Source organism: Pseudooceanicola nitratireducens (genome assembly GCF_900109195.1).
GTDB classification, from domain to species: Bacteria; Pseudomonadota; Alphaproteobacteria; order Rhodobacterales; family Rhodobacteraceae; genus Pseudooceanicola; species Pseudooceanicola nitratireducens.
On the sequence record NZ_FNZG01000002.1, the window covers coordinates 256,191 to 268,317 of the forward strand.

The 12,127-nt window shown below is 66.5% G+C and carries 9 protein-coding genes; 7 read left to right on the forward strand and 2 right to left on the reverse strand.

The annotated features are described in order from the left end of the window. Positions 1 to 167: 167 nt before the first annotated feature. Complete coding sequence (locus BMX99_RS07095) at positions 168 to 1,778, reverse strand: methyl-accepting chemotaxis protein (RefSeq protein WP_139199453.1); 1,611 nt, start codon at positions 1,776 to 1,778, stop codon at positions 168 to 170. A gap of 451 nt (positions 1,779 to 2,229) precedes the next feature. On the opposite strand from BMX99_RS07095, the gene BMX99_RS07100 reads away from it, so the two are divergent. From BMX99_RS07100 to BMX99_RS07115, 4 genes are all read left to right on the forward strand, one after another. After that, positions 2,230 to 3,018, forward strand: a complete 789-nt coding sequence (locus BMX99_RS07100; RefSeq protein WP_093449356.1) for an exodeoxyribonuclease III — start codon at positions 2,230 to 2,232, stop codon at positions 3,016 to 3,018. Between the two features lie 133 nt (positions 3,019 to 3,151). Beyond that, on the forward strand, positions 3,152 to 4,084 hold the full coding sequence (locus tag BMX99_RS07105) for a thioredoxin family protein (protein WP_093451156.1): 933 nt from the start codon (positions 3,152 to 3,154) through the stop codon (positions 4,082 to 4,084). Between the two features lie 40 nt (positions 4,085 to 4,124). Beyond that, a complete protein-coding gene (locus BMX99_RS07110; RefSeq protein WP_093449359.1) occupies positions 4,125 to 4,787 on the forward strand; it encodes an LON peptidase substrate-binding domain-containing protein in 663 nt (220 codons plus the stop codon). Further along, a complete protein-coding gene (locus BMX99_RS07115) occupies positions 4,784 to 4,987 on the forward strand; it encodes a Trm112 family protein (protein ID WP_093449362.1) in 204 nt (67 codons plus the stop codon). Before BMX99_RS07110 ends, BMX99_RS07115 begins: the two co-directional genes overlap by 4 nt. Here BMX99_RS07115 and BMX99_RS07120 read toward each other — a convergent pair. After that, positions 4,984 to 6,195, reverse strand: a complete 1,212-nt coding sequence (locus BMX99_RS07120; protein WP_093449365.1) for an FAD-dependent monooxygenase — start codon at positions 6,193 to 6,195, stop codon at positions 4,984 to 4,986. The two genes, BMX99_RS07115 and BMX99_RS07120, sit on opposite strands and share 4 nt — an antisense overlap. Positions 6,196 to 6,276: 81 nt before the next feature. On the opposite strand from BMX99_RS07120, the gene BMX99_RS07125 reads away from it, so the two are divergent. The 3 genes from BMX99_RS07125 to BMX99_RS07135 all read left to right on the forward strand — a co-directional run bounded on the left by BMX99_RS07125 (position 6,277) and on the right by BMX99_RS07135 (position 12,003). After that, a complete protein-coding gene (locus BMX99_RS07125) occupies positions 6,277 to 7,602 on the forward strand; it encodes an amidase (protein ID WP_093451159.1) in 1,326 nt (441 codons plus the stop codon). Between the two features lie 153 nt (positions 7,603 to 7,755). Continuing rightward, positions 7,756 to 8,934, forward strand: coding sequence for an aminotransferase class I/II-fold pyridoxal phosphate-dependent enzyme (locus tag BMX99_RS07130; RefSeq protein ID WP_244525490.1), 1,179 nt, complete (start codon positions 7,756 to 7,758; stop codon positions 8,932 to 8,934). Positions 8,935 to 8,946: 12 nt separating this feature from the next. Further along, on the forward strand, positions 8,947 to 12,003 hold the full coding sequence (locus BMX99_RS07135) for a DNA translocase FtsK (RefSeq protein ID WP_093449370.1): 3,057 nt from the start codon (positions 8,947 to 8,949) through the stop codon (positions 12,001 to 12,003). The last annotated feature ends 124 nt before the right edge of the window (positions 12,004 to 12,127 follow it).

Consider the following 12,127-nt stretch of genomic DNA (forward strand, 5'->3'; position numbering starts at 1 on the left):
CCGCTGCCGCTGCCGCTGCCGCTGCCGCTGCCGCTGCCGCTGCCGCTGCCGCTGCCGCTGAGCATTGTGGGTGGCGGGTGAACCGCCGATTGCCTTGTCAGGTCAGGTCCGATCTGATCAGGGCGGGGTCAGGCGCGGACGGGGCGAGGCTCCGCCCACGACACGCCTCAAAATTCGCTCCATTCGCCTGTGGGGGCGGGGGAGGGGGCGTTTACAACTTTGCGCAGCGGTTCGGCGCGGGCGGTTGTGGCAATGCTCGGGCCGTGCGGGGTGGCAGATCCGATGTTGAACCGCGCCACGGCGTCGTTCAGGGACTGTGCCTCTTGCGTCAGGGCGACCGAGGCGGCGGAAGTTTCTTCGAACATGGCCGCGTTCTGCTGGGTGACGTTGTCGAGTTCCTGCATCGTGCCCTCGATCGCGGAAATCGTGCCGGCCTGTTCCTCGGCCGAGCCGGCGATGGCGGCGACGTGGTTCGAGACCTCGGAGACAGAGCCGCTGATCCGGGACAGCGCCTCTCCGGCGGCGCGGACCAGTTGCACCCCGGCCTCGACCTGTTCGTTGCTTTGCGCGATCAATTCCTTGATCTCGCGCGCGGAGTTCGAGGAGCGGGCGGCCAGTGCCCGCACCTCGGTCGCGACGACCGAGAAACCGCGGCCATTTTCCCCGGCGCGCGCGGCCTCGACCCCCGCGTTCAGGGCAAGAAGGTTGGTCTGAAAGGCGATTTCGTCGATGACCTCGGTGATCGAGGAAATGGCGTGGGAGGAGGTTTCGATGGCCGACATGGCGTCGGTTGCGCGTTTCACCACCTCACCCGAATCTTCGGCGTGGTGGCGGGCGGTGTCGACGACAGAGTTCGCCAGTCGCGCCGCATCGGCGGAACTGCGGACCGAGGCCGAGATCTGCTGGATGGCGGACACGGCCTCTTCCAGGCCGGCGGCCTGGCGTTCGGTGCGGGTGGCCAGATCGTTGGCGGCGGCGGAAATCGACCCCGCGTCGGTCGAAACAAGGTCGGCGTTGGTCACGACGATTTCGACGGTGCGGCGCAGTTCCTGAACGGCGGTGTTGAAGTCCTGCCGAAGCTGATTGTTTTCCGCCCCGAGGTCGGCGTCGATCTGGGCGGTCAGGTCACGGTCGGCCAGACGCGCCATGGCCTGGCGCAGGTGGTCGACGATGGCGCGTTGCGCGGCCAGGGCCTGGGCGCGGTTCTGGTGATCTGCGGCCTCGGCCTGGCGGGCGGCGTCATGCGCGGCGGCGACATCGGCATCCATGGCGATCCGCTGGCGGATGGCGATGAACAGCACCGCCGTTTCGATCACGACGATGGTGCCGTGAATCGCGGTGCGTTCCAGGTTCGCCACCAGGTCAGACGACGGATAGATCAGCGCGGGCATCAACAGCGACAACCCGGCGTGATGGGCGGCGGTCACCCCCGCGCCCAGAAGGATCACCCCGGGATCGGCCATGGCCATGGTCACGGCGAGCAGGGCGAAGAACAGCATGTGGCTGTCGACCTGCCAGTCGTGTCCGGCCAGAGCCGCGGTCAGGGCCATGGCCTGCCCCAGCAGGCCAAGCGCGGTCATCATCCGCCCCGAGGCCCCGCCCGAAAGCGATCCGAAATAGCCCGCACCGGCGGCGAGGGCGGCAAACAGCAGCACCGGCAGGGGGGCGTTGCCGACGGCCCAGGCCACCAGCGGGGCAAGGGGCACGAAGGCCAGCGTACCAAGGGCGATGCGCGTCATCGCCTGGTGCTGCGCCTGTTCAAAATCCGTCCGATCCATCAGCCTGTCCATCCACATAGGGCCGCGACCACCCGGCCGTTCAGGACCGCCCAGGCCCCGGAAGCCCGCAGCGCCGCGGGAAAATCTGCCGTGAGGTCCGCCGTTTCGGGCGTGGCAAGCAGCCCAAGCCAGGATTGCCCGGGCCCGACCGGTCGGCCACCGGCATCCGCCACCACCTGCAGGGCATCGCCCCAGGGGGGTGTCAGCACAAGCACAGGGCCATCGCCCGCCCCCCGCACTGGCGGGGCGGCAAGAAGGGGCAAAAGGGGGCCGGCCAGCACAAGGCCCGCCGCCATCCCCCATGCAAGAGAGAGTCGGCCATCGATCATGCCCCCTGCCTAAGGCAAAACCTTTTCCCGCCCGTTAACAGCCCCCCGAAACCGCGCGTTTTCGCATATTCCTTCGGGCCGTGCCGTGTTACCCCGGGGCCGAACAGACCCGGAGGCTGAACATGGGCTTTACGCTTGCAACGTGGAACATCAACTCGGTCCGGCTGAGAGAGCCGCTGGTGCTGCAGGTGCTGCAGGAAGAGGGCCCCGATGTCCTGTGCCTTCAGGAATGCAAATCCCCCGTCGACAAGATCCCGCGTGAGGCTTTTGCCGAGCTGGGCTATACCCATATGATCGCGCGCGGTCAGAAGGGCTATAACGGGGTGGCGATCCTGTCGAAGCTGCCGATCGAGGACGCGGGCGACCGGGATTTCGCCAGCCTCGGCCATGCGCGCCACATCGCGGGGCGGCTGGAAAACGGCGTGACGATCCACAACTTCTACGTCCCCGCGGGGGGTGACAAACCCGACCGCGCGATCAACGAGAAATTCGGCCAGAAGCTGGATTACCTGACCGAGATGCGCGACTTTTTCCACGCCGAGACGCCGGAAAAGGCGATCCTTGTGGGCGATCTGAACATCGCCCCGCGCGAAGACGACGTCTGGGATCACAAGAAGCTGTTGAAGGTCGTCAGCCATACCCCGATCGAGGTCGAGCATCTGGCGCAGACCCAGGACGCGGGCAAATGGGTCGACATCACCCGGCAGGACATCCCCGAAGGGAACCTCTATTCCTGGTGGTCCTACCGGTCGCCCGACTGGGATGCGGCCGACAAGGGCCGGCGGCTGGATCACATCTGGGCCACGCCCGATATCTCGAACGCCGGTCACGGGTCGCGCATCCTGCGCCACGTCCGGGGCTATACCCAGCCCTCGGATCACGCGCCGGTTCTGGCGACCTTTGATCTGTAATCCGGTCCAGTCGGGGCGGCTGTGGCTTGGAAAGCGGGGGGCCGCGCCCTTATATAGGCCGCAACAGCCGCTGTGACGCGGCACGGACAGCATTCGGGCCCCTGGAGCGGGCCAAGATATGGGGATGGACAAGATGATCGAACTGGGCGGAACGCAGACACAGGCCCCGGCAGGCGACCTGATCAAGGACGTGACCGAGGAAAACTTCATGACCGACGTGGTCGACGCCTCGAACGAGGTGCCGGTGATCGTCGATTTCTGGGCCACCTGGTGCGGCCCGTGCAAGACGCTTGGCCCGATGCTGGAAAAGGCCGTGATCGCCGCCAAGGGCGCGGTGAAGATGGTCAAGATCGACGTCGACCAGAACCAGCGGCTGACCCAGGCGCTGTCGCAGCAGGGGCTGCCGCTGCAATCCATTCCGACCGTCGTCGCCTTTGTGCAGGGGCGTCCGATCGACATGTTCCAGGGCGCGGTTCCGGGATCCGAGATCGACGCCTTCATCAAGCGCGCGATCGAGGCCGCCGGGGGCGATGCCTCGGGCGGGCTGGATGATGCGGTGGCCGCCGCGGAAGAGATGCTGGAGCAGGGCGCGGCCGAGGATGCGGCAGAAACCTTTGCGGCGATCCTTCAGGAGGACCCCAACCATGCGGGCGCCTACGGCGGGCTGGTGCGGTCCTACCTGGCGCTTGGCCAGGTCGACCAGGCCGAGGCCGCGCTGAACGGTGCCCCGGCCGAGATTTCCGCCACCCCCGAGCTGGAAGCCGCCCACGCCCAGATCGAGCTGGCCAAACAGGCCGCAAACGCCGGTCCGGTGGCGGATCTTCTGGCCGCGGTCGAGGCCACGCCGGACGATCACCAGGCCCGGTTCGATCTGGCGCAGGCGCTGCATGCCTCGGGCGATGCGCAGGGCGCGGTCGACCAGCTTTTGGACCTGTTCCGCCGGGACCGCGAGTGGAACGACGGGGCGGCCAAGGCGCAGCTTTTCACCATCTTCGAGGCGCTGGATGCCAAGGATCCGATCGCGCTGAACGGACGGCGGAAACTCAGCTCGATGATATTTGCCTGATCCCCTTTGCCTGATCCCCGGCGCGCACTAGTTCTGGATCATGCTGAAAAGGTCCGATCTTCCGCAGGTGATCCCTGTCTTTCCGTTGCCCGGGGCGCTGCTGCTGCCCCGGTCGCGGTTGCCGCTGCATCTGTTTGAACCGCGCTACCTGGCGATGTTCGAGGATGTGCTGAAAACGCCGGATCGGCTGATCGGGATGATCCAGCCCGATCCGCGCTTTTCCGGGGCCGAGGACGAGGCCAAGGGCCCGCCGCTGCACCTGATCGGATGCGCCGGGCGCGTCACGCAGTTTTCCGAAACCGAGGATGGGCGGTACATGATCACGCTTGCAGGCGTGTCGCGGTTCCGGCTGCGCGAAGAGGTCGCGGGCTTTGTGCCCTACCGCCGGGCCTCGGTCGACTGGGCGGGGTTCGAACAGGATCTTGCGCGGGAAGAAGAGCGTGATCCGGGCTTTGATCGCGCGACCTTCCTGACGCTTCTGGACAAGTACTTCCGCGCCAAGTCACTGGACACGGATTGGGAAACGCTGGAAAAGGCCGAGGATGAGATGTTGATCAACTCTCTGTCCATGTTGCTGGGCTTCGACCCCGAGGACAAGCAGGCGCTTCTTGAGGCACCTTCGCTGACCACGCGGCGCGAAACCCTGGTGACGCTGATCGAATATGCCCTGCGCGGCGGGGACGAGACCGGAGTGCTGCAATGAGCGATGCCAACGAGACCCCGCGCCAGACGCCTTTCGACCGCCGTATGCTCGAGGCGCTGATCTGTCCGCTGACCCAGACCACGCTGTCCTATGACGCCGAACGTCAGGAGCTGGTCAGCAAGGCTGCGAACCTGGCCTTCCCGATCCGCAACGGCATTCCGATCATGCTGGAAGACGAAGCCCGCGTGCTGGACGCCTAACGCATCAGCGCGGGCAGGTCGCCGGTCAGGCCGGCGGCTTCGCGGATGAAGGTGCGGCGCAGGCGCGGGGTGGCGTTGATCGCCCCCATGCCGATGTCACGGGCCATGCGCAGCAGCGGATTGTCACTGGAAAACAGCCGGTTGGACAGGTCCGTCGCCATGGCCAGCGATGCGGTGTCAAAGCGCCGCCATTCCTGATAGCGCCGCAACACCAGGATCGAGGCCACGTCTTCGCCCCGCGCCCGCGCTTCGCCCAGGACCTGGGCCAGGGCCCCGATGTCGCGCAGCCCGGCGTTCAGGCCCTGACCGGCAATCGGATGCATCCCGTGGGCCGCATCCCCGACCAGCGCCAGCCGATCCGCGATGAAACTGTCGGCAACCGTCAGGCTAAGCGGATAGGTGAAGCGCTTCCCGGCCAGGGAAATGTCGCCCAGAAAATCACCGAAGCGCGGCCGCAGGACGGTCAGGTAATCGTCATCGCTCAGCGCCTGGAAGGCGGCGGCATTGGCGGCGCTCTCGCTCCAGACAATGGAACTGCGGTTGCCGGGCAGGGGCAGGATGGCCAGCGGTCCGGGCGGCAGGAAGAACTGATGCGCCACGCCGTTGTGCGGCTTTTCGTGCTGGATCGCGCAGACCAGCGCGGTCTGGCCATAGTCCCAGCCGGTGCGTTTGATCCCGGCCCGTTCCGCGGTGCCGGACCGGCGCCCGTCACAGCCGATCAGCAGCGATCCGGTCAGCACCCGTCCCGAGGCCAGGGTGACCCGGGCGGCCCCGTCGGTGTCCTGCGCCACGACGGTTTCGCCGTTCAGCACGGTGATGCGGGGGTTGGCCTCCATCGCGTCCATCAGGGCGCGGCGCAGATAGCGGTCCTCGACCATGTGGCCCATGGGGCCTTCCTCGATCTCGGCGTGGTCGAAATGCATCAGGAAGGGGCTGGGGGTTTCCCCTGCGCGGCCGTCGGTGACCTTGATCTCCAGCATGGGATGGCTGTGGTCGGCCACGTGGTCCCAGACCCCGATACGCCGCAGCAACCGGACCGAGGCCAGCGCCAGCGCATAGGACCGGCCGTCGAAATCCTGATCCTGTCGCGGGGCGGCGGGCAGGGCGTCGATCACGGTGCTGGTCAGCCCGGCATGGGCCAGGGCCAGGGCGGTCGCGGGGCCGTTCAGGCCGCCGCCGACGATCAGGATATCGCTGTCATGTTCCATGCCGCCGAATATGGGCTTCCGGGCGGGATTGTCCATGCGCCGCGGTGCCGCTACCGTCGCGGCAAAATCGGAGGGTGCATCATGGATGAATGGCGGTGGATGACGGCGGCGGACCTGGGGCGCGGGATCGCGGCCGGTGATATCGACCCGGAGGCCCTGTGCGAGGTCTTTCTGACGGCGATCGAGGCGCATGAGCACCGCGACCGCATTTATGCCCGGCTCACCCCCGACCGCGCCCGGGCCGAGGCGCGCGCCGCCGCGATCCGCGCCCGCGCCGGCACGCGCAAGTCCCCGCTGGACGGGGTGCCGGTGTCCTGGAAGGACCTGTTCGACAGTGCCGGCATCGCGACCGAAGCCGGGTCCGCCCTGCTGGAAGGCCGGGTGCCGGATCGTGACGCCCATGTGCTGGAGGTGGCCTCGGCCCATGGGCTGGTCTGCCTGGGCAAGACGCATCTGTCGGAACTGGCCTTTTCCGGGCTGGGCCTGAACCCGATGACCGAAACCCCGCCCAATGTGCATAACCCCGACTGGGTGCCGGGGGGATCGTCCTCGGGGGCGGCGGCCTCGGTCGCCTTCGGGCTGGCAGCGGCGGCCATCGGGTCGGACACCGGCGGATCGGTGCGGATCCCGGCCGCCTGGAACGACCTTGTCGGGCTCAAGACCACCTCCGGCCGGCTGTCGCTAGAAGGGGCGGTGCCGCTGTGTACCTCATTCGACACCGTGGGCCCGCTGTGCCGCAGTGTCGAGGATGCGACCCTGCTTCTGTCGGTGCTCGAAGGCTCTAAACCGGCGGATTTGCGGGGGACGTCGCTGAAGGGTCTGCGCTTCGGGGCGTTGCAGACTGCGGTGCTGGACGACATCCGCGACGCGCCCCTGGCGGGCTATGACGCGGCGGTCGGGAAACTGCGCGCCGCCGGGGCCGAGGTGGTGCCCTTTGATGCGCCCGAGGTCACGGATGCCCTGGCCCAGTCGTCGGTCTATGCCGCCGAAGCCTATGGGTTGTGGAAAGACGTGATCGAGGCCGCGCCCGAGAAGATGTTCGACCAGATCCTGGGCCGCTTCCGGTCAGGGGGTGAGATGTCCGCGCCGGATTTCGTCGCCGCCTGGACCGTGCTGAAGGATGCGCGCAAGGCCTGGGACGCCCGTGTCGCCGGGTTCGACGCGGTCATCGCGCCGACCGCGCCGATCCTGCCGCCGGACCGCGACCGCCTGATGACGGATCAGGACTATTACGTGACCGAAAACCTGCTGGCCCTGCGCAACACTCGCGTCGGCAACGTGCTGGGGCTGTCTGCGCTGACGCTGCCCACGGGCACACCGGCCTGCGGGCTGATGCTGATGGGCCGTCCCATGGGCGAAGGGGCGCTGGTGCGGATCGGGATCGCGGCGGAACGCGCACTGGCCTGAGGGCGGGTTTTCCGCACCTGCGCCGCGGGACAGAACGCCATGTCTGAAATGCCACAACGGCCCTACGGCATGGCTATCCCACTGGACGCAGCCACAACATTTGGATAAAGTTTTGGGAAACGGGGCACGAATGATCCCGATCCTGAGGCAGTATTGATGTTTCCCGAGCGGTTTTCGAACCTTCCGGCTTATGCGTTCCCGCGCCTGCGTGCGCTATTGGACAGCCATGTCCCGGGCGGTCCGGTCGTCAACATGACGATTGGAGAGCCCAAGCATCCCTTCCCATCCTGGGTGGGCGATGTGCTGGCGGCCAATGTGGACGGATTTGCCAAGTATCCGCCGAATGACGGCACGCCCGAGCTGTTGCAGAACATCTCGGACTGGATCGCGCGTCGCTATGACGTGTCTGTTGGCGTGGACCGGATCATGGTGCTGAACGGATCGCGCGAAGGGCTGTATAACGCCGCCATGGCGCTGTTGCCGGAACAGAAGGCGGGCAAGCGGCCCGTCGTGCTGATCCCGAACCCCTTCTACCAAGTCTACATGATCGGCGCGATTTCCGTGGGGGCAGAGCCGAAATTCGTCTCTGCAACAGCGGAAAACGGGTTCATGCCTGACTATGCGTCGCTGCCTGCGGATCTGCTGGACCGGGTGACCGGGGCCTATATCTGTTCGCCCGCCAACCCGCAGGGGGCCGTGGCCAGCCGCGCCTATTGGAAGACCCTGCTGGCGCTGGCGGAAAAGCACGATTTCACCGTGTTCAGTGACGAATGCTATTCCGAGATCTACCGGAACGAACCGCCCGTCGGCATCCTCGAGGTCGCGCAGGAAATCGGTGCCGATCCTGAACGGGTGGTGATCTTCCAGTCGCTGTCGAAACGGTCGAACCTGCCGGGCCTGCGCTCGGGCTTTATTGCTGCCGGGCCTGAATCGGCCAAGCGGATCCGCCAGCTGCGGGCCTATTCCGGGGCGCCGCTGCCGCTGCCCCTGCAGAAGGTGGCCGAACGCGTCTGGGCGGATGAAGAGCATGTGGTCGAGAACCGCGCGCTTTATCAGGAGAAATTTGCCGTGGCCGATCGCATTTTCGACGGCGTGCCCGGCTATCAGGGGCCAGAGGGCGGGTTCTTCCTTTGGCTGCCGGTCGAGGATGGCGAAGCCGCCGCCCTGGACCTTTGGACACAGACGGGGATCCGGGTCCTGCCCGGGGCCTACCTCGCCCGCGAGGTGGACGGCGAAAACCCCGGAAAACCCTATATCAGGGTCGCATTGGTGACCCCAAAAGACGAGATGGCCAAGGCGCTGACCACGCTGCGCGACCATCTGTATAAATGAGGACGAGGCGAGATGGCATTCCAGACACGTGGCGGAGACCCTTTGTTCGATAGCGAGATGCAGGCATCCATCGAACGGCGCGGCAAGGAACTGGCCGGGTTGGTCCTGATCCTGGTCGGGGTCCTGGCCGTGATGCTGATCGCCTCTTACACGCCGGACGATCCGTCGTGGATGTCGGCGCATGACGCGCCGGTGCAGAACTGGCTGGGCCGGTTCGGGGCGTCCATCGCTGCGCCGATGTACATGGTCATCGGGGCCGGAAGCTGGGGCGTCGCCGTGGTCGTGCTGGCCTGGGGCATCCGTCTGGCGATGCACCGCGGTGAAGACCGCGCCATCGGCCGTCTGATCTTTGCTCCGATCTGGGTTGCGCTGCTGTCGGTCTATGCCTCGACCATGGTGCCCGATCAGGACTGGTCGCATCGCTTCGGCATGGGTGGTCTGTTCGGCGACACCGTGCTGGGCGCGACGCTTGGGATTGCGCCCGTGGGGCCGTCTTTCGCGCTGAAGATGGTATCGATCATCCTGGCCGCGCCGGTCGTGGCGCTTGGGTTGTTCGTCACCGGGTTCTCGGCGCTGGAACTGCGGCGCATCGCGCAATACCTGCTGGTCGGCGTCATCATGATCTATGCCTTCGCCGCCCGGATGCTGGGTCGCGGGGCTGTCGGGGCCCTTCAGGGGGCGGCCCAGTTGCAGGCCATCCAGCGGGAACGCAGTGAACGCCGCCGCGCGGATCGCGCGCAGGCCGCGCAGATGCAGGGGCAGGACGCCTATGCCTATGGCGATCAGCAGCGCTGGTCCGACACGGAAGAAGAACATTGGGCCGCGCCGGAACCCAGCATGGCAGGCCAGTCGCGTCCCGGCCTGATGGGGCGAATTCCGTCTCTGATCCGCCGTGCAGAGCCTGAAGTCATGCCCGAGCCCGAGCTGATCGAGGAAGCCCCGCGCATGGTTGCCGCCCCGGTCCCCGCGCCCGGCAACGACCGCATCCGCGCCCGCATCGCCGAGGTCGTCCGGTCGCGCACCGCGCAGCCGCAGTCGCAAGCGGTCGAGGCCCCGATGCAGGACGACAAGCCGCTGACCCGGGGTCGTGGTCATGGCCCGCGTCCTCTTCTGTTCGACAAGCAGCGCAGCGAACCGCCGCTGACGTCGGTTGCGCCGCGTGCCGTGGCCGAACCTCCGCTGACCGCGCCCGCGCCCCGCGTGGTGCAGCCCGCAGCACAGGCTCCGGTCCAACCAACGGCCCAGCCCGAGGCGCAGATGGTCGAAGACGGCTATGACGACTACGCGCCCTATGACGCCTATGCGGAAGAGGCCGAGTATATCGAGGCCGACATGGCCCCCGATTATGACGCCGAGTATGACGCGGCCTACGACGCGTCCTATGACGTCCCGGCCCAGCCGATGGCCGCCCCGCAGCCCGCGCCGGTTCCGCGCGCCGCCCCGGCCGCACCCCGCGCCAGCGTCGTGCAGCATACACCGCGCAAGGCCATCGTGCCCTCGACCCGGGCGCAGCTGGAACAGCAGCCCTCGCTTCAGTTCGAAGACAGTGCCGTCGACTATGAACTGCCGCCGCTTGGTCTTCTGGCCGACCCGCGCAACATCGAACGCCACGTGCTGAGCGATGAGGCGCTGGAAGAGAACGCGAAGATGCTGGAAAACGTGCTGGACGACTATGGCGTCAAGGGCGAGATCGTCAGCGTCCGCCCCGGCCCCGTGGTCACCATGTATGAACTGGAGCCCGCGCCGGGCCTGAAGGCATCCCGCGTCATCGGCCTGGCCGACGACATCGCGCGGTCCATGTCGGCGCTGTCCGCACGGGTTTCGACCGTGCCGGGCCGCTCGGTGATCGGGATCGAACTGCCGAACGAAAAACGCGAAATGGTGTCGTTCCGAGAAATCCTGTCGACCCGGGATTACGGCGACGGCAACCAGAAGCTTCCCCTGGCGCTTGGCAAGGACATCGGCGGCGACCCGATCGTCGCGAACCTGGCCAAGATGCCCCACCTTCTGATCGCGGGGACCACCGGTTCGGGTAAGTCGGTCGCGATCAACACGATGATCCTGTCGCTGCTGTACAAGCTGACGCCGGACGATCTGCGCCTGGTGATGATCGACCCCAAGATGCTGGAACTGTCGGTTTACGACGGCATTCCGCACCTGCTGTCTCCGGTCGTTACAGACCCTAAAAAGGCGGTTGTGGCCCTGAAATGGGTCGTGGGCGAGATGGAAGAACGTTATCGCAAGATGTCCAAGATGGGCGTGCGGAACATCGACGGCTACAACAGCCGGGTGGCCGACGCGCAAAGCCGGGGCGAGATGTTCAGCCGGACCGTGCAGACCGGCTTTGACGACGACACCGGCGATCCGGTGTTCGAGACCGAAGAATTCGCGCCCCAGAAGATGCCCTATATCGTCGTCATCGTCGACGAGATGGCCGACCTGATGATGGTCGCCGGGAAAGAGATCGAAGCCTGCATCCAGCGTCTGGCACAGATGGCGCGGGCGTCCGGCATCCACCTGATCATGGCCACGCAGCGTCCGTCCGTGGACGTCATCACCGGCACGATCAAGGCGAACTTCCCGACCCGGATTTCCTTCCAGGTGACCTCGAAGATCGACAGCCGCACCATCCTGGGCGAAATGGGTGCCGAACAGCTTCTGGGCATGGGCGACATGCTTTACATGGCCGGCGGGGCCAAGATCACCCGCTGCCACGGGCCCTTCGTGTCGGACGAAGAGGTCGAAGAGATCGTGAACCACCTCAAGGCCTATGGTCCGCCGTCCTATGTCGGTGGTGTGGTCGAGGGCCCGGATGACGACAAGGCCGACGACATCGATGCGGTGCTGGGTCTGAACACCGGTGGCAACACCGATGGCGAAGATGCGCTGTACGATCAGGCGGTGGCCATCGTGGCGAAGGATCGCAAATGCTCGACCTCGTATATCCAGCGCAAACTGGGCATCGGCTATAACAAGGCCGCCCGCCTGGTCGAACAGATGGAGGATGCAGGCCTGGTGTCCCCGGCGAACCACGTCGGCAAACGCGAGATCCTGGTGCCCGAGCAGTAAGCCCGGACCCATGGTTTGATGACAAGCGGCCGTCCGGACATCCGGGCGGCCGTTTTCATTCCGGGACGGGCTGAGGGGCGCAAACAAAAAAGGCAGCCCGTGGGCTGCCTTTTTTCGTGGCTGG

Coding starts and splice junctions, on each gene's coding strand:
- BMX99_RS07095 (WP_139199453.1), bottom strand. CDS start 1,778: ATGGATCGGACGGATTTTGAACAGGCGCAGCACCAGGCGATGACGCGC.
- BMX99_RS07100 (WP_093449356.1), top strand. CDS start 2,230: ATGGGCTTTACGCTTGCAACGTGGAACATCAACTCGGTCCGGCTGAGA.
- BMX99_RS07105 (WP_093451156.1), top strand. CDS start 3,152: ATGATCGAACTGGGCGGAACGCAGACACAGGCCCCGGCAGGCGACCTG.
- BMX99_RS07110 (WP_093449359.1), top strand. CDS start 4,125: ATGCTGAAAAGGTCCGATCTTCCGCAGGTGATCCCTGTCTTTCCGTTG.
- BMX99_RS07115 (WP_093449362.1), top strand. CDS start 4,784: ATGAGCGATGCCAACGAGACCCCGCGCCAGACGCCTTTCGACCGCCGT.
- BMX99_RS07120 (WP_093449365.1), bottom strand. CDS start 6,195: ATGGAACATGACAGCGATATCCTGATCGTCGGCGGCGGCCTGAACGGC.
- BMX99_RS07125 (WP_093451159.1), top strand. CDS start 6,277: ATGGATGAATGGCGGTGGATGACGGCGGCGGACCTGGGGCGCGGGATC.
- BMX99_RS07135 (WP_093449370.1), top strand. CDS start 8,947: ATGGCATTCCAGACACGTGGCGGAGACCCTTTGTTCGATAGCGAGATG.